This is a genomic window from Microbulbifer sp. TB1203 (genome assembly GCF_030997045.1).
Lineage (GTDB): Bacteria > Pseudomonadota > Gammaproteobacteria > Pseudomonadales > Cellvibrionaceae > Microbulbifer.
In genome coordinates this window covers 5288583-5314416 of record NZ_CP116899.1, presented here as the reverse complement: position 1 = coordinate 5314416, position 25834 = coordinate 5288583, and the positions used below count along the sequence as shown (strand labels likewise).

General features: G+C 59.2%; 20 protein-coding genes. 5 read left to right on the top strand and 15 right to left on the bottom strand.

Annotation, left to right across the window (positions count from 1 at the left end):
* The first annotated feature begins 258 nt into the window (after positions 1 to 258).
* The 5 genes from PP263_RS22425 to PP263_RS22405 all read left to right on the top strand — a co-directional run bounded on the left by PP263_RS22425 (position 259) and on the right by PP263_RS22405 (position 10884).
* Positions 259 to 2505 (top strand): family 43 glycosylhydrolase, encoded by a 2247-nt coding sequence (locus PP263_RS22425; RefSeq protein WP_308366299.1) that lies wholly within the window; start codon positions 259 to 261, stop codon positions 2503 to 2505.
* A gap of 4 nt (positions 2506 to 2509) precedes the next feature.
* Positions 2510 to 3706 (top strand): mannonate dehydratase, encoded by a 1197-nt coding sequence (gene uxuA / locus PP263_RS22420; protein ID WP_308366298.1) that lies wholly within the window; start codon positions 2510 to 2512, stop codon positions 3704 to 3706.
* A gap of 41 nt (positions 3707 to 3747) precedes the next feature.
* Positions 3748 to 5856, top strand: a complete 2109-nt coding sequence (locus tag PP263_RS22415) for a beta-galactosidase (protein ID WP_308366297.1) — start codon at positions 3748 to 3750, stop codon at positions 5854 to 5856.
* 54 nt (positions 5857 to 5910) lie between these two features.
* On the top strand, positions 5911 to 9165 hold the full coding sequence (locus PP263_RS22410; protein WP_308366296.1) for a glycoside hydrolase family 2 TIM barrel-domain containing protein: 3255 nt from the start codon (positions 5911 to 5913) through the stop codon (positions 9163 to 9165).
* Positions 9166 to 9489: 324 nt separating this feature from the next.
* Positions 9490 to 10884 carry a BNR repeat-containing protein gene (locus PP263_RS22405; RefSeq protein ID WP_308366295.1) on the top strand — a complete coding sequence of 465 codons (1395 nt, stop codon included), beginning with the start codon at positions 9490 to 9492 and terminating at the stop codon, positions 10882 to 10884.
* 387 nt (positions 10885 to 11271) lie between these two features.
* On the opposite strand, the gene PP263_RS22400 is transcribed toward PP263_RS22405, so the two are convergent.
* The 15 genes from PP263_RS22400 to nadD all read right to left on the bottom strand — a co-directional run bounded on the left by PP263_RS22400 (position 11272) and on the right by nadD (position 25673).
* Positions 11272 to 12510: an RICIN domain-containing protein gene (locus tag PP263_RS22400; protein WP_308366294.1), complete on the bottom strand. Its 1239-nt coding sequence runs from the start codon at positions 12508 to 12510 to the stop codon at positions 11272 to 11274.
* Between the two features lie 526 nt (positions 12511 to 13036).
* Positions 13037 to 13558 (bottom strand): hypothetical protein, encoded by a 522-nt coding sequence (locus PP263_RS22395; RefSeq protein ID WP_308366293.1) that lies wholly within the window; start codon positions 13556 to 13558, stop codon positions 13037 to 13039.
* A complete protein-coding gene (locus tag PP263_RS22390) occupies positions 13518 to 13898 on the bottom strand; it encodes a DUF6152 family protein (protein ID WP_308366292.1) in 381 nt (126 codons plus the stop codon). The genes PP263_RS22395 and PP263_RS22390 overlap by 41 nt, the downstream gene beginning before the upstream one ends.
* A 340-nt stretch (positions 13899 to 14238) precedes the next feature.
* Entirely contained in the window at positions 14239 to 14838 is a 600-nt protein-coding gene (locus PP263_RS22385; RefSeq protein ID WP_308366291.1) for a hypothetical protein, read from the bottom strand.
* A 515-nt stretch (positions 14839 to 15353) separates the two neighbouring features.
* A complete protein-coding gene (gene lipA / locus PP263_RS22380) occupies positions 15354 to 16337 on the bottom strand; it encodes a lipoyl synthase (protein WP_308366290.1) in 984 nt (327 codons plus the stop codon).
* Positions 16330 to 17028: a lipoyl(octanoyl) transferase LipB gene (gene lipB / locus PP263_RS22375; RefSeq protein WP_308366289.1), complete on the bottom strand. Its 699-nt coding sequence runs from the start codon at positions 17026 to 17028 to the stop codon at positions 16330 to 16332. Before lipB ends, lipA begins: the two co-directional genes overlap by 8 nt.
* On the bottom strand, positions 17028 to 17315 hold the full coding sequence (locus PP263_RS22370) for a DUF493 family protein (RefSeq protein WP_308366288.1): 288 nt from the start codon (positions 17313 to 17315) through the stop codon (positions 17028 to 17030). The genes lipB and PP263_RS22370 overlap by 1 nt, the downstream gene beginning before the upstream one ends.
* A gap of 302 nt (positions 17316 to 17617) precedes the next feature.
* Positions 17618 to 18766 carry a D-alanyl-D-alanine carboxypeptidase family protein gene (locus PP263_RS22365; RefSeq protein WP_308366287.1) on the bottom strand — a complete coding sequence of 383 codons (1149 nt, stop codon included), beginning with the start codon at positions 18764 to 18766 and terminating at the stop codon, positions 17618 to 17620.
* Between the two features lie 46 nt (positions 18767 to 18812).
* A complete protein-coding gene (locus PP263_RS22360) occupies positions 18813 to 19679 on the bottom strand; it encodes a septal ring lytic transglycosylase RlpA family protein (protein WP_308366286.1) in 867 nt (288 codons plus the stop codon).
* A 211-nt stretch (positions 19680 to 19890) separates the two neighbouring features.
* On the bottom strand, positions 19891 to 20880 hold the full coding sequence (mltB, locus tag PP263_RS22355; protein WP_308366285.1) for a lytic murein transglycosylase B: 990 nt from the start codon (positions 20878 to 20880) through the stop codon (positions 19891 to 19893).
* A gap of 55 nt (positions 20881 to 20935) precedes the next feature.
* Positions 20936 to 22081 (bottom strand): rod shape-determining protein RodA, encoded by a 1146-nt coding sequence (rodA, locus tag PP263_RS22350; RefSeq protein WP_308366284.1) that lies wholly within the window; start codon positions 22079 to 22081, stop codon positions 20936 to 20938.
* Complete coding sequence (gene mrdA, locus PP263_RS22345) at positions 22074 to 23960, bottom strand: penicillin-binding protein 2 (RefSeq protein ID WP_308366283.1); 1887 nt, start codon at positions 23958 to 23960, stop codon at positions 22074 to 22076. Before mrdA ends, rodA begins: the two co-directional genes overlap by 8 nt.
* A gap of 183 nt (positions 23961 to 24143) precedes the next feature.
* Complete coding sequence (rlmH, locus tag PP263_RS22340) at positions 24144 to 24620, bottom strand: 23S rRNA (pseudouridine(1915)-N(3))-methyltransferase RlmH (protein ID WP_308366282.1); 477 nt, start codon at positions 24618 to 24620, stop codon at positions 24144 to 24146.
* A 45-nt stretch (positions 24621 to 24665) separates the two neighbouring features.
* Positions 24666 to 24998: a ribosome silencing factor gene (rsfS, locus tag PP263_RS22335; RefSeq protein ID WP_308366281.1), complete on the bottom strand. Its 333-nt coding sequence runs from the start codon at positions 24996 to 24998 to the stop codon at positions 24666 to 24668.
* Positions 24999 to 25007: 9 nt separating this feature from the next.
* Positions 25008 to 25673, bottom strand: coding sequence for a nicotinate-nucleotide adenylyltransferase (nadD, locus tag PP263_RS22330; RefSeq protein ID WP_308366280.1), 666 nt, complete (start codon positions 25671 to 25673; stop codon positions 25008 to 25010).
* Between the last annotated feature and the right edge of the window lie 161 nt (positions 25674 to 25834).

The following is a 25834-nucleotide window of genomic DNA, read 5'->3' as shown; positions in this document are numbered from 1 at the left end:
CCGGGGAGTCAGTTTCAGTCTCCCCAACCGGTGAACTTGCCTCGTATCCACTGACACACTCATTGAGAGATTGAGTTAGCGATAGATTTTTATGTAGTATTTATCATACTATTACATAATTACAGCAAACAAACCCTGAGTCAGAATGAAAGCAGTTTCAAACAATTTCGGACTGAAGAGCCGGTTTGAGTCTCCGATCTTGGCGAAGCACCGCTTGGTACCGTCGATCCCACAACTCAGCGATGGAATGAGAAATCAATGAAAATAATATATAGACGAGGCCTTTGGGATGCCCGCGGACCGCGAGGATTCCGTTCCGCAATCCTTATCCTGCTGGCCGCGACCGGCCTGCTCTCCAGCGGCTGCGCCGATAGCCCCAGCCCCCGGAAGGAAGAAACTCCTTATTCGGCCTACCTGTTCACCTATTTCCTCGGCAACGACCCCGGTGAGGAGGCCATCCGCTACGCCCTGAGCTGGGACGGCTATCACTACCGGACACTCAATGGCAACAAGCCCATTATCGACTCGAAGCGCATCAGTTCCTCCGGCGGCGTACGGGATCCGCATATCCTTAGGGGCGCCGACGGCAGCTTCTATATGACGGTCACGGACCTGATGACGGTACCCGGGCAAGGCTGGTTCAACTACGCCATGGTAATGATGAAGTCCGATGACCTGATCCACTGGACGTCCAGCATCGTCAATATCCCGCAGACCTTCCCCGAGGAATTCGGGGATGTGGACCGGGTCTGGGCACCACAGACCATCTACGACCCGGAAAGCGAACGCTACATGCTCTACTGGTCCATGCGCTCCGGCGACGGCCCCGACATCATTTACTACGCCTTCGCCAACGACGATTTTACCGGCCTCGCCACCGTTCCCAAGCAGCTCTATTTCAGCCCCACCAACGATGCCACTATCGACGGGGACATAGTGTTCCACGACGGCAAATACCATCTGTTTTTCAAGACCGAGGGCTCCACCAAAGGCATCAAGAAGGCGGTGTCGGACAGGCTGACGGAGGGGTATGTACTGCAAGACAGGCACCTGAACCAGACCGATAAAGCCGTGGATGGCTCCACGGTCTTCAAACTGATCGGATCGGACAAATATATCCTCATGTACGACGTGTACATGGACGGAAAATATCAGTTTACCGAAAGCGATGACCTGGCGAATTTCTCCGTGATCGACGGCGACATCTCCATGGATTTCCACCCGCGACACGGATCGGTGCTCCCGATCACCAGCGCTGAAGCCGAAGCCCTGCAAAAACAATGGGGGCCGGTGGAAGCCGCGGTTATTTCTTCGGAGTCACCCGATGTCAAGAAAGGCAACCTGACGATCGATGCGGCAGAGGGCAGCCTCTACCTTCCCGTCAAACCCGGTACAGACCTGAGCCGGCTGGACCCGAAATTCAAGCTGGCGACCGGGTTTTCCCTTAGCCCGGAAGGCCCCCGGGATTTCTCCGCCGGGGCCGTGAGTTACACCCTTTCCCGGGGCGGGCTGGCCGACAAAACCTATAAAGTGACCGCCGAAATCGACGGCAATCCGGTTTTGGACGGGTATTATGCCGACCCGGAAATCATTTATTCCGAAAGGGATAAAAAATACTACCTGTATCCAACGAGCGATGGTTTTTACCGCTGGTCTGGCACATATTTCGAAACCTTTTCCTCTTCCGACCTCATACACTGGCAAAACGAGGGTACCATCCTGGACCTGAAAGCCGACGTGAGCTGGGCGGACCGCAACGCCTGGGCACCGGCCGGCATTGAGAAAGTCGTCGACGGGCGGGACGGAGAAGATAAAAAGTACAAGTATTTCTACTACTTCACCGCGGCGCAGAAGATCGGCGTGGCCGTGGCGGACGACCCCACCGGCCCCTTTACCGATTCCGGCCGCCCCCTGATCGATTTCAAACCGGACGGAGTGACCGGGGGCCAGGAAATCGACCCGGACGTGTTCCTGGACCCCGTCTCGGGGAAATCCTATCTCTACTGGGGCAACGGCTACCTGGCGGTGGCTGAACTCAACGACGATATGGTCTCCATTGCCCGGGATTCCATTCAAGTACTCACTCCGGATGACACCTTCAGGGAGGGCGCCGAGGTGTTCTACCGGAACGGCACCTACTATTTCCTGTGGTCCGAAAATGACACCCGCAGCGAGGACTACCGGGTGCGTTACGCCATGGCCGACTCGCCCACCGGCCCTTTGCGGATTCCCGAAAACAATCTCGTCATCGCCAAGAAGCCTGAACTCGGCATCTACGGAACCGGGCACAACTCCGTTGTCAAAGTCCCGGGCGAAGACCGGTGGCACATCGTCTACCACCGCTTCAACCGCCCGAAGGGCCTCTCCATGGGCGAATCCGCCGGCTATCACCGGGAAGTGTGCATCGACACCCTGGAGTTCAACGACGACGGTACCATCAAACCGGTAATACCGACATTGCAGGGTCTTGCCGGCGGCAGCACTCCAGCAGACGATAAGGGGTAATCATATGCGTGAATCCTGGAGATGGTTTGGTCCGAACGATCCGGTCAGCCTGGACGATATCCGCCAGGCCGGCGCCACCGATATAGTGAGCGCTCTGCACCATATTCCCACTGGGGAGGTGTGGCCAGTGGATGCGATCCGCAGGCACCAGGCATCGATCGAAACCGCCGATCCCGGCCGCTCTCCGTTAACGTGGTCGGTGGTTGAAAGCATTCCTGTCCACGAAGATATCAAGTTGTCCAGGCCCGGGCACCAGGTCTATGTGGACAACTGGATTGCCAGCATGGAAAACCTGGCTGAGTGCGGGATAAAAGTCATCTGCTACAACTTTATGCCGGTGATCGACTGGACCCGGACCGACCTCAGTTACCGGCTGCCCAGCGGCGCCTACGCGCTGCGTTTCGACCAGAGAAAATTCGCGGCCTTTGACCTGTTTATCCTGGAACGGAAAGATGCCGAGAGCGACTATTCGGAACAGGAGATTGCCGAAGCCAAGGCAACCTTCTCCGCAATGACAGAGAAGGAAAAACAGCGGCTCACCAAAAACATCATCGCCGGATTACCCGGCAGAATGACCGACAGTTACAGGCTGGATGATTTCCGCTCCGCACTGGAGAACTACCGCGGAATCGACCGGGACACCCTGCGCAGGAACCTCTTTGCTTTCCTCGCCCGGGTACTGCCGATAGCCGAAAAGCTGGGTGTCAAACTGGCCATACATCCGGACGATCCGCCGAGGGACATGCTCGGCCTACCCAGGATCATTTGCACCGCCGAGGACCTGGAATGCCTCTTCGGGGAACTCCCCAGCCCGGCCAATGGCATGACCCTTTGTGTAGGCACCTACGGCAGCAGGCCGGACAACGACCTGCCGGAAATGGCTCGCCGCTTCAGTCCGCGTATTCACTTTGCGCATCTGCGCGGCGTAAGCCGCGATGCCGACGAACAAAGGTCATTCTATGAGGCCAACCACCTGGAAAGCGATATCGATATGGTCCAGGTGATCTGGAACCTGCTGGCAGAGGAGCAGAGAAGGGGCGATTCCGCACCAAAAATATTCATCCGCCCCGATCACGGACACCAGATGATGGACGATATTGGCAAAACAGTGAATCCGGGTTACTCGGCCATTGGCCGCCTGAAGGGACTGGCGGAAATCCGCGGGGTTATCCGGGCACTCTCTGTCAACCACTTGAGTTGAGAACTCCGGAATTATAAAAACATAAATACTTGACAGACCCTATGAAATCAACAGCCAAGACAACTTTTATTCTTACATTCTTACTGCTGCTCTCGACGCATTCTTCCGGCCAAAATTTGCCGCGGCAGGATTCCATCCTGTATGGCGTCGCATATTATGATGAATATGCGCCAGGTGATCGCCTGGAGGAGGATGTCCGCATGATGATGTCCGCCGGCATCAATGTGGTCAGGATAGCCGAGTCGACCTGGGGCACCCTGGAGCGCAAACCCGGCGTCTTCGACTTTACGCACGTCGACCGCGTTCTCGCCGCCATGAACAAGGCCGGCATAAAGGTGATTGTCGGAACCCCCACCTACGCCATCCCCGCCTGGTTGGCCCACGCACACCCGGACGTCCTGGTTACAACGCCGCGGGGCCGGGCCCCATTCGGGCCGAGACAGAACATGGATATCACCCATCCGGAATTTCGCAAGGCGGCCGAGCGCGTCATCACAGCACTGGTGAAGCATGTGCGGAACAATCCGGCAGTTATCGGCTACCAGGTGGATAACGAGACCAAGCCCTACGACAATGTCGGGGAAAGCCTGCAACGGGCGTTTGTTGAGAGGCTGAAAAGCCGCTATCCGGACCTCGATACCTTCAATAAACAGTTCGGCATGGATTACTGGAGCAACCGCATCAATGACTGGGATGAATTCCCGGACGTGACAGGCACAGTCAACGCGAGCATCTCAGCCGCATTTGCCGAGTTCCAGAGAGATACCGTTACAGAATACCTCGCCTGGCAGGCCACGCTTGTCCGTGAACATGCCCGACCCGACCAGTTTGTCACGCACAATTTCGACCTCGGCTGGAAGGGGCATTCCTACGGTATCCAACCGGTCGTCAATCACTTCGATGCGGCGCGAGCCCTGGATATCGCCGGTGTCGATATCTACCATCCGAGCCAGCATCGTCTAACCGGAGTGGAAATCGCCTTTGGCGGCGACCTCACCCGGTCCCTCAAGGGCGGGAAAAACTATTTCGTGATTGAAACCCAGGCCCAGGGCTTTCCGGAATGGACGCCCCTCCCCGGCCAGCTCCGCCTGCAGGCATACAGCCACCTCGCTTCCGGCGCGAACATGGTGGCCTATTGGCACTGGGGAACCACGGCGAACTCCACCGAGACCTATTGGCGAGGCCTGCTGAGCCAGGATTTCCAGCCCAACGCCCCCTATCGGGAAGCCAAGGTAATCGGTGCTGAACTCGCCCGGATCGGACCGCAGTTGGTCAATATGCGCAAGAACAACCGCATTGCCATTTATGTCAGCAACCGGGCGCAAACCGCCTTCAACGCGTTCAAGTTCGGTGCCTGGAAGAACGGCAAATCCTACAATGAGGTCATGCGGCCCTTCTACGACGCGCTCTACCGCATGAATGCGGAAGCGGATATCATCGATCCCACCACGAGCGATCTGTCGAACTACAAACTCATCGTGGTTCCCGCCCTGTATGCGGCAACGGACGCTGAAATTCAGCGCTTGAACGATTTCGCCAAGGCCGGAGGACATCTGCTCTATACCTTCAAAAGTGGATTCTCCAATGAGAATGTGAAGGTCCGGCCGGTAATCCAGCCCGGTCTTATCGCCGAAGCCGCGGGTGTCCAATACCAGCAGTTTGCCATTCCGGACCAGGTCACACTGGATGGGGACCCCTACAATGCCGGTGAGGACGCCAACGAGGTGCGTTGGTGGATGGAACTTCTGACCCCCACAAGCGCGGAGGTGATAGCCCGCTACCGGCACAAGGGATGGGGAGACTACGCCGCAATCACCCGCAACAAGTGGGGCAAAGGCGAAGTGACTTACCTGGGCTTTATGCCCACCGAGGCGCTGATCGACAAAATAATGCAAGATAGCGTCACAAGGGCCGGCCTCTGGGGAGCGCATCAATCCCTGAAGTTTCCCACCGTGGTGCGCAGCGGCGAGCTGGCAAACGGTCACAGGGTTCACTACATCTTCAATTATTCGGCAGACGAGGCCCGGGTGAACTACGCATTTGGTGACGGAAGCGAACTGCTTTCCAACAAAGCCGTCGAGAAAGGGGAGTCGCTGGAACTGGGTCCTTGGGGTGTTGCCATTGTAGAGGAACACGGTTCAGTCCAGTGATGCGCACTCCTGCAAAGTCAGAACAATAAAGTCATAACCAATTGAGGGAAAACCATGGGCAATTTCTACAGAGACAATCTCGGGCTGCTGTCGAGCGGCCTGCTCGCCGCCAGCGTAATGCTCCTGGCGGCATGCGATCGCCAGTCGGATCCCAAATCAATAAACCCGTCCGCAAATTCCGCGGCGACGGAAATCAACGACTGGGAAAACCCCGAGGTCTTTCAGATCAATAAGGAACCGGCAAGAGCGACCTTCTATGCCTATGAAAGCCGGCAGCTGGCAGACGCGGGCAAGCGGGAAAACTCCCGCTACTTCCGCTCATTAGACGGCGAGTGGAAATTCAACTGGGTCAGGAAACCCGGCGATCGCCCGGTGGATTTCTGGAAGGCGGACTTCGACGCTTCCGGCTGGGGCACCATCCAGGTGCCTTCAAACTGGGAACTGCAGGGGCATGGCATCCCCCACTACGTCAATATTCCCTACGTCTTCCCCGCCGACCAGCCGCGGATTCCCCACGATTACAACCCGGTGGGCTCCTATATCAAGACTCTGGAAATACCGGACGACTGGCAGGGCAGGCAAGTATTCCTCCACTTCGGGGCGGTCAATTCCGCCATGTACCTGTGGGTCAACGGCCAGAAGGTCGGTTACAGCCAGGGTTCGAAACTGCCGGCGGAGTTCAACATCACCCGCTACGTAAAACCCGGTGACAACAAAATTGCCGTGGAAGTGTACCGCTGGTCCGATGGCAGTTATCTGGAAGACCAGGACAGCTGGAGCCTGAGCGGCATCGATCGTGAAGTCTTTGCCTTCGCCACCCCCGATACCCACATCCGCGACTTTACCGTTACCAGCGACCTGGACGAAAGCTACCGCAATGGGGCCTTCGCCCTGGAGCTGGATTTTGCCAGCGCTGAGGCGGGGACAACACCCGCCGAACTGACAGTTGCGGTGAGCGATGGAGACAAAGTTGTATTCAGCGAATCCCAAACCGTCGAAGCCGGTGGCGATACCCGCTTCCAGGTGGCGGGAAAAATCGACGGGGTCAAGCCCTGGTCGGCGGAAACGCCAAACCTCTACCAATTGATTATCGAAGCCAGGATCGGTGAAGACACCCAGGTTATCGAGCAGGCCATCGGCTTCCGAAATCTGAAGATGGAAAACGGCCAGTTCCTGGTTAACGGGGTTCCGGTGACCATTCGCGGCGTCAACCGCCACGAGCACGATCCACGCACCGGCAAGGTACTGACCCGCGAGAGCATGATCCGCGATATCCAGCTGATGAAAGAGCTGAATATCAACGCCGTGCGGACCTCCCACTACCCCAACGATCCACGCTGGTATGAACTCACCGACCAGTACGGCTTGTATGTGTTGGACGAGGCCAATATCGAGTCCCACGAATATATGGATACTGGCAACAAGGTCGCGGAAAAAGATCCGTCCGCGCGCGAAAAATACCACCTCGGCTACAAACCGGAGTGGGAAGCCGCGCACCTGGCGCGGGTCGCCAACATGGTGGAACGGGACAAAAACCATCCATCGGTGATTCTCTGGTCCCTGGGTAACGAAGCGGGGCTGGGTCCGGCGTTCGAGAAGAGCGCGCAGTGGATACGCGATAACGAACCCTCCCGCCCGGTGACCTACGGCGGCTGGGGTACGGTGGACGGCCACTCCACCCTGGAGTACGTGGATATCTATACGCCCATGTACGACTTTATTCACGAGATGGTCGACTACGCCGAAAGCAACCCCAGCCAACCGATGATCCAGGCGGAATATGCCCACGCCATGGGCAACAGCATCGGCAACCTGCAGGAGTACTGGGATACCATCTATCACTATCCGCAATTGCAGGGCGGCTTTATCTGGGACTGGGTGGACCAGACACTGTTCAAGACCAACGCCGAGGGCGTTGAGATCATGGCCTACGGCGGCGACTTCGGCGAAAGCCCGCGGCCGGACTCGGACAACTTCCTGGCCAACGGCGTAATACAATCGGACCGCACTCTTAACCCCCATGCCTGGGAAGTAAAAAAAGTTTACCAGCCGTTGAAGTTCGAGGCGGACAAGCCGCAATCCCTGGAATCCGGCCTCAAGTTCACCTTGTGGAACCGCCACAACTTCCTGTCCGCCGATAAATTCGAGATTCGTTGGCGGCTGTTGGAGGATGGCCGCCAGATAGCGGAAGGCGAAGGTCCCGCGCTGAGCACCAAAGCCGGGGAGCGGGAGAAATTCCAACTCCAGCTGCCCGAATACGATGCCAAACCCCAAGCGGAATATCACCTGACCATCGAGGCGGTTGCCGGGCGAAACGTTATTCCGCTGCTCGATGAGGGCTATGTAGTCGCATGGGACCAGTTCCAGCTCCACAGCCCGACAAAGGCAGGAGCGGCGCAGCAAACCGAAACAAAAGTCAGCGTTGAGGACAGTGACCGCGGACTGACAGTATCCGGCAAAAACTTCTCCGTGCGATTCGACAAATCCAGTGGGGAGATGGTGTCCTACGAGGTCGATGGCAGGGAATTGTTGCTCAAAGGGTTGACGCCCAACCTGTGGCGGGCCCCCACCGACAACGACGTCCCCTGGATGCTGAAGGATCTCACCTGGAAGACCGCCACCCAGGAAGCACAGCTGACGGAATTCCGCCATGATGTCGATGGCGCCTACAGCGCCGTCGTCACCATTCTGCATCAGCTCGGAAAACAGACCGCTGAATTCGCCACCGAGTACCGGATACACGGCTCCGGCGAAATCCACGTGCGCGCCCATCTCAAACCGTTGCAGGACAGTCTACCCGTCCTTCCCCGGGTGGGCATGAACCTGGTGCTGAAAGGCGACTACAAGCAACTGCAGTGGTTCGGCCGCGGTCCGCAGGAAAACTACGAGGACCGCAAGACCGGCGCCGCTGTGGGTCTCTACAGCGCCCAGGTGGACTCGCAGTACCACGACTACTCGCGTCCCCAGGAAACCGGCAACAAGACCGATGTGCGTTGGATGTCCCTGGTGGACGACAGCGGTTCCGGCCTGCGGATCGAAGCCGAACAGCTGTTGAGTATGTCGGCGCTGCCGGTACTGCAGTCGGACCTGGAACACGATCGTAAATCCGTTCGCCTGCACGGTGCGGAAATAAAGCCGAAAGACCTGGTCAGCGTGAATATCGACTGGAAACAGATGGGTGTCGGCGGCGACAATTCCTGGGGTGCCAGGCCGCTGGAGAAATACCAGATCCCGGCTGCGTCCTACAGCTATGGGTTCCGTCTGATTCCCCTGAAGCCGACAGCGCCGGTGCTTGCTGCAGGCAATTAAACGGAATTTTTACCCAGTGCCGCAGGGTGCGCCGTGCGCACCCTACGCTCGCTACAAACCTCTCTTTGGAGCCTGCTTGCAGGCGAAGTGCAAAATCGTAGGATGGGCAAAGCGCAGCGTGCCCATCGGCCAAATGATGGGCACGTCGCTGCGCTCCGTTGACTCGCGCCATCCCTGGCGCTCGCCCGCTTCGCGGGCGCCTGCGGCGTCCAAATCGGCAATCCTGCCGATTTGTGCCCATCCTACAAATAGCGTAACGGCCCCCGGTTCAATTCGTCATGGCGACGGGCGCTTCTACCGCGATAAATTTCGAAAAAAGAAACCATGAAAATCCCACTTATCGCTCTGTCCGCTCTTCTACTGGCTGCAGGCCAGGTACAGGCAACTGCCGGAATCCCCGGCCCGACCGAAGTCGGCGCCCGGCAGATTCCGCTGACGGACAAAGCCTATGCCGGCAGTTCGATAAACGTGGTCGCCGGCAGTCGCCAGACACTCTATACGGACGATGTGCACCAGTACGCAGGCTTCTACGGCGCCGACGGCCGGCTCTTGCTGGCCAAGCGCCGCCGGGATGAGGACAGCTGGCAAATCCACCCCACCGAATTCACCACCGACCTGAAGGACGCCCACAACACCATCAGCCTTGTGGTGGACGGGCGGGGTTACCTGCACCTGGCCTGGGGTCACCACAACACCCCCCTCAACTACAGCCGCAGCGTCGAACCGGGCAGCCTGATCATGGGCGAGCCGAGCGCTATGGTCGGCGAGGCGGAACGGAGCGTGACCTATCCGCAGTTTTTCCGGCTCGCGGACGGCAACCTGTTGTTCCTCTACCGGGACGGGGGCTCCGGCAATGGCCGCCTGGTGCTCAACCATTACGCCGCTGAACAGCAGAAGTGGTCCCGGCGCCAGAGCAACCTGATCGACGGTGAATCCCAACGCAGCGCCTACTGGGACATGAGCATTGATAAAAACGGTCGTCTACATCTGGCCTGGAATTGGCGGGAAACCCCGGACGTGGCCAGCAACCACGACCTGCTCTACGCCCGCTCCGACGACGGGGGCAAAAGTTGGCAGCGCAGCGATGGCAGTGACTATAAACTGCCGATCACACAAGCCCGCGCCGAAGTTGCCGCCGCTATCCCACAAAACCGCAACCTGATGAACCCGCCCGCGGTGGACGCGAATCATCGGGGCCAGCCTGTTATCGCTTCCTACTGGTCACCGGAGAAGATAGCCCGCCCCCGCTTCAATCTCGTCTACCGGGACGAGCGCGGCTGGCACACAATCCCGGGGCCTGAAGCGGGAGAGGATTTCACATTGCGGGGGCACGGCACCAAACGTCCGCCAATATCACGCGCAGCGCTGCTGGTGGAATCCGGGAAGGACAAGGGCGCCCACCTGATCTACCGCGACGACAGCCGAGGCGGCCGCGTGCTGGCCGCCTCCCTGGACGACCTGCACAGGCCGAAGTGGCATTTCCGCTATCTCACGGAGAAAAACGTCGGCGCCTGGGAACCGTCGATCGATCCGGCGCAGTGGCAGCGGATGAAACAGGCCCAACTGCTGTTGCAACCGGTGGCGCAGCTGGATGGCGATGACAGCACTGGCAGCGACGCCAAACCCTCGCCGCTGAGCCTGTTGATCTGGGGGCCGGTCAGGGAAAATCACCAACGTCGCGGGGCCGCTGATGACGATACCAAAGCTACCGGCCCCTGAAACCCACAACGCTCGAGACACCAGCGACAATGCTTTTATCGGCTTCGCCCTCGCTCGGGAATCGCCCAGAGGCTGATGGTCGGAATACTTAGCCCTTTGCGACGGGAGCGTTTCTGTTGCTGGCGAAGAAGATGTATTAGTTAAGTGGAGGAGAACGGTAGGAGCCCCCCCCCGGGAACGCCGAGCTCCAGCTCGGCAAGCGGGCCTGCGGGCCGCCCGGGCGAACACAAGGTTCGCCCGGGCGCTTTCGTCGTTCCGGCGCAGGCCGGAACCCAGATGCCACCTGGATACCGGCCTGCGCCGGTATGACGAGCCAATAAGAACTTGAAATAGAGCATCTGCAAGTCCCGGGGTCGCGTCCCGGCAACGCCGAGTCCCAGCTCGGTTCTACTGGTACACCCTTATATAATCCACCTCATACTTTGCCGGGAACTCGGTGTTGCTGGGGTCCCCTCCGTTATTGCCACCTATCGCCAGATTGACAAGCATATACTTGGGGCTGTCGACAAAGGGGTTGCTGCCATCGGGATTTGCCACATTGCTTAAATCGGTTTCATTCATTAGCGCACCGTCCACATAAAGACGGATTGTGTTTGCATTCCAGTCCATCGTCCATACATGGAACTCGTTTTCCCAGTTGGGATTGATATCTCTTAGTGAGGAGAGTGACCGGGAAGAGGAATCCCAGGCGGCAGACCAGGGATCCGAGTTATCGGCCTTCCAGGCGACATTGGCCAGAATTTTATTCTGGTAGTATTCCATAATATCGATCTCGCCATTTTCCGGCCATTTTCCGTAACCGAGCATCCAGAACGCCGGCCACATACCGTCCCGGACGTCGATTTTTGCGCGCATTTCAAATCGGCCGTAAGTCCAGTCCACTTTTTCGGAAGTTTTGAGGCTGGCCGACGTGTAGGCGGCGCCTTCGTAATCCTCTCGGTGAGCGGTGATGGTCAATACGCCGTTTTCCACCCAGGCGTTATCCGGTCGTGCGACCGTGTAGTACTGGGCTTCGTTATTGCGCACCAGCCCCTCTTCGTAGCCCCAATAGGCGGTATCGGGCAGTCCGGTATAGCCAAATTCTTCCGACCAGACCAGGGACAGGTTCTCCGTTTCCGGGTACATATCTCTCGCCTGTACTAGCTCGAACTGTTGATTGTGGGTACCGTAATAGGTGTACTGGCGAATATCACCGCCGTTGCTGGTGCTGTGTTCCCATACATCCAGCGCCTTGCCACTGTGCCGGGAAATAATGCTCACATATCCATTGCCGAGCTCATTGATTTGCCACTGCTGATTGTTTGTTCCGACGTAAGAGTATTGGCGAATTTCACCACCACTTTCTGTCGAAAGATCCCAGACATCCAGAGATTTAGCGCTGTGCGCCGGCCGTATGCTGTAGTAGCCGTTACCCAAATCGGTAATATCAAACTGCTGGTTGGTACCGTGGTGATAGGACCATTGCTGGATATTTGCGCCGTTATTGGTGCTTTGGCTGGCCACGTCCAGCGCAAGACCACTAAGACGGGAAACGATGGCGTAACGTCCATTGGCAATATCTGCCACAGAAGAGAATGTTGTTAACATCAAAAACAAAAGAAGACTGCGCGTGATCAGGGTTTTCATAAAAGCTCCTTCATTCACCGTTGCATTATCCTTAATAAAAAATATCGATGGCATGAGAAAAAACGCAGTGTTTTTATATTGCCCGGCAGTTTACCTCCGAAAAACAAGAGACTTGATGTATCAGAATTTCGAGCTGAAACCGATTAGGTAACACGGCCCGGCATACTGGATGAAACAGCCAATTCTTGAATGCAGTTTCAGCTTGGCGCTCAGCATTTCATTGAAGATGGCCAGCGTAAGAATAGGAAACCCAAATTAATATTATTAGTACTACAATAATGATTGTGTTTCGGCCCATTTTTAAAGTCAATACTGTGGGCCTCTATGCTGGAAGGAAATGCCGCCACGCTGACTTCACCCCGCGGTGGGCGGGAGGAAGAAGATGTGTAACTGTGGTGATTCTCGTTGGAAGGTGGCATCGGCAAATATGCCCACCAGTTTCCTGCCACTTCGGGGAAAATGGAGGTACAGGCGGCGTTCCGGACTGAGTTGGAGGAACACCTGTCGGGCAGTTGACGTCCGGTAATCAGAAATACCCCAGCAGCCGCCCCAGGCAAAGCGCCGCCCCCCAGGCCACCAGTGAAATGGCCGCCGGCAGTCTGGCGACGTCGGCTTTCCACGGTCCACCAACCCGCGTATACCAAGCCAACCAGAGTGCGTTAGTGACGGCCAGCAGTACCACCAGCATCTTGGCCTGGAACCAGGGAGAGACCGCGTATTCGGTGGCGCGGGTGGAAAACAGCAGGGTCCCGCAAACCACCGCGACCGCCAACCCTGCCGCGGACGTGATCCGCAACACCTGCCATAGTGGAGCCAGGGGCAGGTTGCGCCACAGGCCCAGCAGACGCAGATCCAATGGCACGATACCGCCAAACAGTAGGGCCACCCCAAGGACATGGCCGGTGTTGACCAGCGGATACAGCCACACTGAGTTACGCAGTGTCGTGGCTATCCCGGAGCTTTCCAGGGCAATCAGCCAGGGCTCCATGAGACGGCTCAGCGAGTCGTCAGGAGTCACGTCCCGGGTAGAGGTTGTAATCCTCGCCATCGATCACCACGCGCTCCGCCTTCACCAGGCGCTGGCCCTTCCGGGCGGAGCGATGCCCATGTACGGTGATCTCGCGGCCTACGCTGAGCAGTTCGTCCTTCAACCCCGCCCGCTTGTTACGCCACGGCTGCCCGACTTCAATCACCCACTCCGAGCCATCCACCTCAATGGTCACTTCGCCGTGGGGATTTCCCAGGCGTACGTCGGTAATGGTACCGGTGATTTCAAACTCTTCATCCGTGGCCCAGCCCCAGCCGTGATGGGCCGGGGACACGCTGGACCACACCAGCAGGGCGCCAATGATCAGCGCCAGTGATCCGGGTCGGTTGCCAACAGTCATCGTTACTTCCTCCTGGACAGGTGCAGGGGCTTTTCCATGGGATACAGACAACAGTAGGCTAAAATCGGGGAAATGTTCAACGGAGAGCAATTTGCGATTATCCACTCCGCCCCCCGCCGATCCCGTCCAAGGCTATCTTGTGATCAACCTGAAGAAGGTGTTTCGGCCCCGACTGTAATACAGCGGTACCAAGTGAATCGACCCGGTAACAATCAATACCGAGCCATCAAACAGCACAGAGCCGGCGTGACGCCGGCTCTGTGTTTTTATGCACTGCCATTGGCAATGGCACATATTCCATTGTAAGGTGCAATCGTCTAATAGATAAACGATTGCCGTCCTAACTTGAAATATTAGCGGATCCCATGGCAGCGAAGCCTGAGCTAAATTGATAGGGTGAATGAGCAGAAATAGTGCCTATCGGCCTGCCGTAGTCACCATAAATCATGATTGACACAATGTTGGGACGGGACACAAGCAGCCTGATTTTTCTGTTGTTCCCATAAATACTTGCGGAGCTATCAATGTAGCCAAAGAACTGAAGCTCTTCATCAATAGTTACCGGGGCAGGAATTGTTGCCTCAACGTACCCGTTAAAATTAAAACGAAGAGGAGGACTGCCCTCTGGACCCCATGTTCCCCCACTGCAGGTGATACTGACATATTCGTCCCACTCCCCACACCCGCAGGAATGAGATCCACACGAGGAAAGACAGAAGCAACCGCACATATCTACTGGACAGCACTGCGGGGGTGGGGGCGGCGGATAACAACCGCACAAAACACTAGCAAGCTTTTGATCTTTACTTATCAATGTCTGGTAGCGCTTAACTTCGGAATCATATGTCGCTTTTGAAAGTGCAGAAAGTTCCTTCTTTTGACTTTCCGTTAAATCATGCTGACTGGTCGATACGGTTTTCTCTTTGACATCCTGATCCATCTGAATTTCCTTTTTCCATATGCTAAAAATTCGGGAAAGAATTTATCCCTGTATACGTATCGAAAACCTCGAATACGCACCCACAATTTCATTTTATTGCGAAATATTTGTCAACATTTCATTGATATATAGACGTATAAAATAACATGACAGCCCTGCGTCAAAAATCGAATATAGATTTAATTATTTTTATTGTATTAATACGTCATCAAACTCTGTAAAAAAGCGAACTTATACCAAAATGCATGATAATTCTTGTTGAGAAAGACTTAGCGGGATATACCGAGACACAGTATACCCGTAGTGCAAACAGAATGAGTTTTGGTGAGGCAAGGGGCGGGCTGATGATTACCTGAAAATGGAGTGCCAAAGAAATCTTACGATTCCTTTCGGCAGCCCAGTCCAGTTCACACGCCAGTAGAGACCGTCAGCGGGAAACTCCCTGATTCTCGAGCTGAGACCTTCAGTACAACCCATCGACGTGCATAACATTTATCGAAGTAGAGGGTTGTAACTCAACTGACCTTTTCTCCGTGCGCCTGCTTGTCGGCATGATAAGAAGAGCGTACCAGCGGCCCACAGGCGGCGTGTTTGAAGCCGATCTGTTCGGCGTAGCGGCGGTACTCTTCGAATTCGTCCGGGTGCACGTAGCGCTGCACCGGCAGGTGTTCCTTGCTCGGTTGCAGGTACTGGCCGATGGTGAGCATGTCGATATCGTGCGCGCGCATATCGTCCAGCACGGCGAAGATCTCCTCCTTCTCTTCGCCCAGGCCCACCATCAGGCCGGATTTGGTGAGCACGTCCGGGCGGCGCTTCTTGTATTCCTGCAGCAGTTTCAGCGACCACTTGTAGTTGGCACCGGGGCGGGATTCGCGGTACAGGCGGGGGACGGTTTCCAGGTTGTGGTTGAACACGTCCGGGGCCTCGGCTTCGAGAATATCCAGGGCCACGTCCATACGCCCGCGGAAATCCGGGGTGAGAATTTCCACCTGCAGGTTCGGGGACATTTCGCGGGAACGCTTGATACACTCGGCGAAGTGCTGGGCGCCGCCGTCGCGCAGGTCGTCCCGATCCACGGAGGTGATCACCACGTAGCGCAGGCCCATGGCGGAGATGGCCTCGGCCAAATGTTGGGGCTCTTCCGGATCGAGTGGCAGGGGTTTGCCGTGGCCGACGTCGCAGAAGGGGCAGCGGCGGGTGCAGATCTCGCCCATGATCATGAACGTCGCGGTGCCGCCGCTGAAACACTCACCCAGGTTCGGGCAGCTGGCCTCCTCGCACACGGTGGCGAGTTTCTGCGAGCGCAAAATGCTCTTGATACGGTCCACCTCCTTGGAGGCGGGCACTTTCACGCGAATCCAGTCCGGCTTGCGCAGCAGGTTGTCGCTGGCGATCACCTTGACCGGGATGCGTTCAACTTTATCGCCGTCGCGCAATTTTTCGCCCTGCTGTAAGCGGCGCGTGCGTTTTACCGGTACCAGATCGGGTCTCTCAGCCATTGCTCGTTTCCTTTGCGGCGCTGCACGCCGTAAAAATGCTTTCGTCCGCCGTTTCCCAGTGGGCCTCGGACAAGTTCAAGGTGCCCAGTAATTCGCGCACATAGATTTCCGCCACCGCCCGCCAGCCGGGCACCGGTTGGACCAGCTCCGCCACCTGCACCATCTGCAGGCCCGCGTAGCCGCAGGGGTTGATGCGCAGGAAGGGCGCCAGGTCCATATCGATATTGATGGCGATGCCGTGAAAGCTGCAACCGCGGCGCACGCGCAAGCCGATGGAGGCGACCTTGTTGCCGGCACGGGGGCCTTCGCTCAGGTAGACGCCCGGTGCATCGGCGCGGGGCGCGGCCCGAATGCCGAACTCCGCCAGCATGGCTACTGTGGCGCTCTCCAGAGCGGTAACCAGCTCGCGCACACCCACTTTGGCGCGCTTAAGATCCAGCAGCGGATAGACCACCAGTTGACCGGGGCCGTGGTAGGTCACCTGCCCGCCGCGATCCACCTGCACTACCGGGATATCGCCGGGATTCAGCAGGTGCTCCGCCCTGCCCGCCTGCCCCTGGGTGAACACCGGCTCGTGCTCCACACACCAGATCTCGTCCGGGCTGTCGGCATCGCGGGTATCGGTATAGTGGGACATGGCGCGCCACACGGTCTCATAGCCGCGCCTGCCCAGCTCTCTTACGGTGGTCATCAGAGCACCATATGCACGGACGGGTGAGCCTTCAGTTCCTCGAACAGTGCCTGCAGCTGCGGCTCGCCTGTGGCGACGATAAAGAAGGTCACGGAGGTAAACCTGCCGTTGCGGCTCTCGCGCAGGGTGATGCGCTCCTCGTCCAGATCCGGCGCGTGGCGGCGCATCACTTCCAGAACGAATTCGTGCACCTGGTCATCGGAATCGCGCACGACCTTGACGGGGTAGTCCTCGCAGGGGAATTCGATTTTGGGGGGCACTTGGGGATCTTTGGAATCTTCGCTCATACCGCTCTCGTCGGGCACGCCCGTGTGCGTGTCGGGCCGGGATTATACAGCGGAGGGAGGGAATGATGAATGCGGAATGCGGAATGCGGAATAGTATCTGGGTGTGGGAGAGGTGTGGCCACGATCGCTCTATCGGTCACTCCGAGTGATCGATCGCGGCCAAGGAGCACATCCCCACGGCACTATGTCAGACCGCGTATTCATGAAGTACATCCCTGTGCTTCACCCCTTCGGGGCAGCCTCCGGCTGCGCAAATCTGTTCCCGACAGATTTGTTCGCATTCATCATTCATCATTCCGCATTCAACTAAAGAGGCCCATCACGAAACGCTTGATCGAATCCCAGATACGCTTGAAGAAGCCGGCCTTTTCCACTTCCTCGGCGGCCACCGCGGGTATGTCGGCCACGGTTTCGCCGTCCAGGGTGACCACGACCTTGCCCACCGGCTGGCCCTTCTCCAGCGGCGCTTCCAGCTCGCCGTCGATGATCAGGTCGGCCTTGATGTTCTCCTCGCCGCCACGGGGGATGGTGACGAAGACGTCTTCCTGGACCGAGATACCCACCTGGGCGGACTTGCCGCCCCAGACGCGCTCGGTCTGCAGTATGTCGTCCTTGCTGTACACCTTGTGGGTCTGGAAGTAACGGAAACCGTAGGCGAGAAGCTTCTGGGTCTCAGCCGCGCGCTTCTCATCGCTGTCGGTGCCCAGCACTACGGCGATAAGGCGCATGCCGCGCTTCACCGCGGAGGCCACCAGGCAGTAGCCCGCCGCCTCCGTGTGGCCAGTCTTGAGGCCATCCACCGAGGGATCCCGCCACAACAGCCTGTTGCGGTTGGGCTGGTTGATCCCGGCGTAGCTGAAATACTTCTCCGAGTAGATGTCGTAGTGCTGGGGATGATCGGCAATCACCGCCCGGGCCAGGGTGGCCAGGTCGCGGGCGGTGGTGAGATGTCCCTCCGCCGGCCAGCCGGTGGCGTTGACGAAATGGGTGTCGCGCATACCCAGCAGTTCCGCCTGCTGGTTCATCACCTCGGCGAACACTTCCTCACTGCCGGAGACATGCTCCGCCAGGGCGATGCTGGCGTCGTTGCCGGACTGCACGATCACGCCGCGCAGCAGGTCGATGACCGGCACCTTGTTTCCAACTTTGACAAACATCTTGGAGCCGCCCTTGCGCCAGGCCTTTTCGGAGATGCGCACCTGGTCGGTCTCTTTGATACTGCCCTTCTCGATCTCTTCCGACACTATGTAGGCGGTCATCATTTTGGTCAGGCTGGCCGGGGGGACCTGCTTGTCGGCGTCGTGCTCCACCAGCACTTGTCCGGTGTGCGCGTCGACCAATATATAGGCGGTGGCGGCCAGCTGTGGTGGCGCGGGAATCAGCGACTGTTCAGCCTGGGCCAGTGCGGCGCAGATAAACAGGAGGGTGCAGGCGATAAGGCGTTTGATCATGGGCAGTTGTCTCTTTGAATTCCTCGTATTTTGTTGGAGATAGCTTCTAGTCGTAAACCACCTGAGGCTGGCCGAGCCGGTTCTTTTCCACCGATTCCCGCAGCGCCACCAGCGCCCGCTGCTGGGAGATGGGCCCGATGCGTACACGGTAGAGCGTTTTGCCCGCGCGCTCAACGGGACTGACCGATACAGGATAGTCGACAACAGCCGATACCCGCCCGCGCACCTTGTCTGCCTGGGAAGGGCTGCCGTAGGCACCCACCTGCAGGAAGGTATTCGCGGGCAGCTTGAAGCTGGCATCTTCCGCCAGGGCTTCCCGCGCGGAAACGTCTTTTTCCACCGCCAGCGTTTCTCCCGCCGTCGGCAGTGTCTCCGGGTCCAGCGCCACCACTTCCACCCGGGTCACACCCTTGTTGATGTAGCCGAGTTTCTGCGCGGCAGTGTAACTCAAATCGATAATGCGGCCCGGGACGAATGGGCCGCGATCGTTAATCCGCACGATCACGCTGCGGCCGTTTTCCAGGTTGGTGACCTTGGCGTAGCTGGGCAGCGGAAGAGTTTTGTGCGCGGCGGACATGGCATACATATTGTAGACCTCGCCATTGGCAGTGCGCCTGCCGTGGAACTTGGTACCGTACCAGGAGGCGTGCCCCTGCTCCCGATAGCCTTGGGCGCCGTTGCGAACCTTGTAGGTAACCCCGTTGACGACGTAGGGGGATTTGTTGCCGGCCACACCCACCGGCTCGCGCACCGGCGTGGGTTCCGGTGCCGCCAGCATATCCACCGGCACCGGCGGGCCGCTATCTCTGACCATATCCCCCGCGGGTTTTGCGGGCTTGCTCTGCTGGCCACCGCAACCCGCAAGCAATAGAAGGATCAATCCCGCACCCAGGCGGGCGTTGTTCTTGTACATGCTTCCCCCCGGCGCGCGGTACAAAAACTCCGCGTCCCAAAGCCATTGTTATCAGGAATGGTTTTTAAAATCAGGTTCTATGGATTATCGAAGCAGGAAAAGGTTCAGTTTAAACGGGCAGCGGTGAATTCGACATGACCCACGCCACAGTTTTTCCGAGCGGGCCCGCGGCCCGCAAGCCGAGCTGGAGCCCGGCGCTCCCGGGAATACCTTACGGCTTGCCGCCGCGGGCCTTGACGATCTCCCGGCCCAATTCATAAGCCGCCATGGCATAGAGGCGACTGCGGTTGTAGCGGGTGATCACATAGAAGTTGTTCAGGCCGATCCAGTACTGCTTGCCTTTCTTCAACTGCAGAGAGAAAACATTGGCGGCCGTGTCCGCCTCCACCTGGGCGGTGGTGGGAAAGCCTTTTTCCGCCAGTTCGCCCACGGTCCAGTTCAGGTCCAGGGAGTCGTTCACGAGGGTCATGTCGGCGTTGGGACGCGGCTGGCTCAATACAGTGACCGGCTCCCCGGGCTTCCAGCCGTGCTCGGCAAAATAGTTGGCCACACTGCCGATGGCATCAGTGGTGTCTGTCCAGATATCCACCCGGCCGTCACCATTGAAGTCCACCGCGAAGGCGCGGTAGCTGGAGGGCATAAACTGGCCGAACCCCATGGCACCGGCATAGGAACCCACGAGCGCAGTGGGGTCCACCCCCTGTTCACGGGTGAGCAGAAGGTAGTTTTCCAGCTCTTTGGTGAAGAACGGGGCGCGGCGGGGATAGTTGAAGGCCAGGGTGGCCAGGGCGTCCAGCACTCGGTAGCTGCCCATGTTGCCGCCATAGCGGGTTTCGATACCGATAATGGCGACGATCATCTCCGCCGGCACGCCGTATTTCTTCTCGGCTTTTTCCAGCGTCTTGGCGTTCCTGTCCCAGAAATCCACCCCACCGGCGATGCTCTGGGGGGTGACGAACAGTTCGCGGTATTCGTACCAGGGCTTGGCCTTTTCCGCCGGGCGCTTGATGGCCTTGAGAATGGACTCTTTCAACCGGGCCTCGCGCATCAGCTCGATAAGTTCCTCGCGATCGAACTCGTGCTCGGCCACCATGTAATCCACGAATTCCCTGGCGCTCGGGTTATCGCCGTGACCGGGTTCCTGGGCGCAGGCCGCAAGTATCAACCCCATTCCGGCCAGTAGTCCTGTGGTCCACTTCAAAACAACCGCTCCTGTTCTCATAATGCTTCTCTACAACTTCCGGATTTTTATCGCTCTAAAACGACACCCTGCGCCTCTCTGTGCCAATGGCCATCAGAATACCAAAGCCCGCCATCAAGGTGACCGCCGAGGTGCCGCCGTGGCTCACCAGGGGCAGGGGCACGCCGACCACCGGCAGCAAGCCGGTGACCATGCCGATATTCACAAATACATAGACAAAGAAAGTGAGGGTTATACTCCCCGCCAAGAGACGGCCGAAGACATCCTGGGCCATAAAGCTAATATAGATGCCCCGGGCAACGATCAGCAGATACAGCGCCAACAGAAGCAGCGCACCGCGCAGCCCCCACTCCTCTCCCAGCACTGCGATAATAAAATCCGTGTGGCTCTCCGGCAAAAAGTCCAGCTGCGACTGGGTGCCCTGCATGTAACCCTTGCCATACAGCCCTCCGGAGCCGATCGCCGCCTTGGACTGGAAGATATTCCAGCCGGCGCCAAGGCGATCGGCATCTGGATTGAACAGGGTGAGAATGCGCTGGCGCTGGTAATCCCGCAGCCCCCACTCCCACATGGGCCAGGCAGCTGCGACCAGCGCCACCAGTGCGCCGCCGATCATCTTCCAACTGAGTCCCGCCAGATAGAGCGCGAACAGGCCGGAGGCGGCGATCAAAATGGCGGTCCCCAGGTCCGGCTGGCGGACAATCAGCACCGCCGGCACTGCGACAATGGCCAGCGCCCCCAGTACGGTGAGAAAAGACGGCGGCATGGGCCTGCTGTGCAGAAAGGCGGCCACAGACAGGGGAACCGCCAGTTTCAGCGCCTCTGAGGGCTGAAAGCGGAATCCAGCGATCTCCAACCAGCGCTGCGCGCCCTTGGCCCCCACTCCCATAAACAACACCGCCACCAGCAGACCGCAACCGCCCGCATAGAGCCAGGGCGACCAACGCCGGTACATATCCAGCGGCACCTGGGCGGCGACGAACATCACCACGAAAGCCAGCGCCAGGAACACCGCCTGGCGGCGCACGTAGTGCACTTCGCCGCCGGCGGCGCTGTACAGCACTGTCAGGCCCACGCCGGAGAGCAGCATCAACAGCAGCAGCAGGGGCACATCGATATGCCAGCGGCGCGACAGGCTCGCCGGACGGGAGAGACCGCCGTGGGAATCCGGCAGCCGGTGCATGTAATCGCGACTAGCCACGGCTCACCTCCTCGTCGTCTGCTTCGGCGGCGCGCACGGTGTTTTCCATCGGGCGCGACATCCAGTCGAAAAACAGCTCCCGGGCCACCGGTGCGGCCACCGCGCCGCCGCCCTCGCCGTTCTCCACCAGCACCGCCACCGCGATCTGCGGATCGTCCACCGGCGCGAAGGCCACAAACAGTGCGTGGTCCCGGTGGCGCTCTTTCAATGCCTCGGAGTCGTAGCGCTCGCCCTGGGCGATGCCCACCACCTGGGCGGTGCCGGACTTGCCGGCGACTCGAAAATCCAGCCCCGCACCAGCCTTCTTGCCGGTACCCTTGGGGCTGTTGACCACGGATTCCATCCCCTCGAACACCAGTTTCCAGTGCTCCGGCCTGGCCTCCACGTGGTGCAGCACTTCCGGAGGCTGCTCCACGCCGTCCACCGCCATCACCACCTGGGGTTTGTAGTGGGTGCCGCGGTTGGCCAGGGTGGCGGTCATCACCGCCAGTTGCAGGGGCGTGGCCAGCACGAAACCCTGCCCCAGCACCGCGTTCAGGCTGTCCCCGGGGAACCAGGGCAGGCCGCGGGCACCGCGCTTCCACGCCCGCGAGGGGAAGAGGCCGGGGCGCTCCACCGGCAGATCGATACCGGTTTTCGCCCCCAGGCCGAAGCGGCTGGCGATATCGTGCATGCGGTCGATGTTCCACTTGTGGGCCATATCGTAGAAGTAGACGTCGCAGCTCTCCGTCAGCGCCTGGATCAAGTCCACCTTGTCACCGTGGCCCCAGCGTTTCCAGTCCCGATAGCGCCGGGTATCGTTGGGCAGCCGGTAGAACCCCGGATCCTTGATGGTGGTTTCGGCGGTGACCACCCCGTCGGCCAGCCCCCCCAGGCCCATCATCGGCTTGAGGGTGGAGCCCGGGGGGTACTGCCCCTGCAGGGCGCGATTGAACAGCGGCACGTCGAGAGAGTCGCTGAGCGCGCGATAGTCGTTGAAGCTGATCCCGGTGACGAACAGGTTGGGGTCGAAGGACGGCTTGCTGACGAACGCCAGCACGCCGCCGGTGTTCACATCGATGGCCACCACCGCGCCGCGGTTGTCCCCCAATGCCTCGGTGGCCACTTTCTGCAGGCGCGCATCGAGGTGCAGGGTCAGTTCCGTGCCCGGCTTGGGGTCGTGGCGCTCCAGTACCCGCAGCACTCGCCCGCGGGCGTTGGTCTCCACATTCTCGTAACCCACCTCGCCCAGCAGCAGGTCCTCGTAGGAGCGTTCCAGCCCCACCTTGCCGATGCTCTGGGTACCGCTGTAGCGGCGCACGTCCTCTTCGCTGAACTGGGCCAGATCGCGCTCGCTGATGCGGCCCACGTAGCCCACGCTGTGGGCGAAGAGGTCGGCGAGGGGGTAGTAGCGCACCAGTTCCGCTTCCACGGACACGCCGGGCAGGCGGAACTCGTTGACGCTGATGCGCGCGATTTCGTCCTCGTTGAGGCGAAATCGCAGCGGTATCGGCTCGAACGGCCGCCGCCGCTGCAGGCGCTTGCGGAATTTCTGTACGTCGCTGTCTTCCAGGCGCACCAACTGGCCGAGCAGCTCCAGGGTGGCGTCCATGTTGCGGATCCGCTCGTGGACGATGGCCAGGGTATAACTGGGGCGGTTGTCCGCCAGCAGGGCGCCGTTGCGGTCGTAGATCAGCCCGCGGGTGGGCGCCACGGGGCGCACCTGGATGCGGTTCTCGTCGGACTGGGTGCGGTAGTCGTCATAGTTGACCACCTGCAGGTTGTAGAGGCGCGCCACCAGCACCCCCAGCAACACCGCCACCCCCACGAGCGCCACCAGCATGCGGTTGCGGAACAGCCGCTGCTCGGTGAGGTGGTCTTTGAAGTGCAGATCGTGCATGGAGTGACTGGAGATTTGGCGCGTAAATTGATTACAGAGTGTACAGGTTTAATGCGGAATGATGAATGCGGAATGCGGAATAAAGAGCGAAACCACCGCATTCACGAGGCACATCCCTGTGCCCCGCCCGCGTTGCGGGCAGCCTTCGGCTGTGCAAATTTGTTCCAGACAAATTTGTCCGCATTATTTGTGATACGGGTGCCCGGCGAGCAGTGTCCAGGCGCGGTACAGCTGTTCCGCCAGCACCACCCGTACCAACGGGTGGGGCAAAGTGAGCGGCGACAGGGACCAGCGCTGCCGGGCGCGCGCCAGGCAATCGGGCGCCAGGCCGTCTGGCCCCCCGATCAGCAGGCTGACGTTTTCGCCCAGCATCTGCCAGTCCGCCAGTTGCCGGGACAGCTGCTCCGTGCTCCAGGGCTTGCCCTTCACGTCCAGCGCGACTACATGGTCGCGCGGCGCCAGCGCCGCCAGCATCGCCTCGCCTTCCTTCTGGCGGGCTTTTTCCACCAGCGCTGGCGAGCTTTTCTGGCCGCGCTGGCCCAGGGGGATTTCCACCATTTCCAGAACTATTTCCCGGGGCAACCGCTTGGCGTACTCGGCATAGCCTTCCTGCACCCAGCTCGGCATCTTGCCACCGGCGGCGAGAATACGGATTTTCATCAATCTCTATACGCGGGATACGCGGGGCGGATATGCGCTGCGCATTTACTGCCTCCCGGAGGGCGTAAGCGACCAGAGCTTCTCCAGGTCATAGAAGCTGCGCACATCCGCCAGCATTACGTGCACCACCAGGTCCCCGTAGTCCACCAACACCCACTCGCCCTGCTCCTTGCCCTCGACGCCGATGGGACGGACTCCGGCTTTCTTGCCCTCCTCCACCACGTTGTCCGCCAGGGACTTCACCTGGCGGTTGGAAGTACCGGTGCAGATCACCAAGGTGTCCATCACATCGCTCATTTCCGAGACGTCCAGGGCGACGATGTCCTTGCCCTTGAGATCTTCCAGTGCCGCCAGGGCGATATCTTTGATATTCGTCATAACACCTTTTTATCGGCCGTTTTCAGTGGCCGTTCGATAGAGTTGATTGTTTTCAATATATTCCAATACCGCATCCGGCAGCAGGTAGCGCGGCGACCGGCCAGCGGCGATCAGTTGGCGGATACCGGTGGCGGATATCGGCAGCAGTGTCTGCTCCCGCACCACCAGGCGCCCGCAGGGCTCCCGGTGCAGTTGCCCTACCCCACCGCCGTGCCTCTCCAGCAGTTCCGCCACCTCTCCTTCCCCGGGCAGCCGCCAGCCCGGGCGGGCGACCACCACCAGGTGGGCCAGCTCCAGCAGCCGCTCCCAGCGGTGCCAACTGGGCAGGGTGAGCAGCGAATCCAGCCCCATGCAGAAGCTGATGGATACTTCCTCCCCCAGTTCCCCGCGCAGTTCCTCCAGCGTATCCACCGTGTAAGTGGGGCCGGGGCGCAGGAGTTCGCGTTCGTCCAGTTGCAGTTCCCCACCGCCCGCCAGCGCAAGCGCCAGCATCTGCCGGCGGTGTTCCGCCGATACCCCCGGGCTCTCCCGATGGCGCGGCTGTCGGCTGGGTAGAATGCGCATCTCGTCGACCCCCAACGCCTCGCGAAGCTCCAGGGCCATACGCAGGTGGCCGAAGTGCACAGGGTCGAAGGTGCCGCCGAACAGGGCGATGGTGTGTAGCTTACTATCCATGGAGCGGGTTCCGGAGTACAAACTTTGCAGCCCGGCACAGCGCCGGGAGGGATATCCCTTTCCGGGACCGTATGAGGCATGGATGCCGATTACGAGCGTACAAGGATGTATTCACAGCGTGTCCCGGAAAGGGATATCCCTCCCGGTGCCCCCGAAAAGAG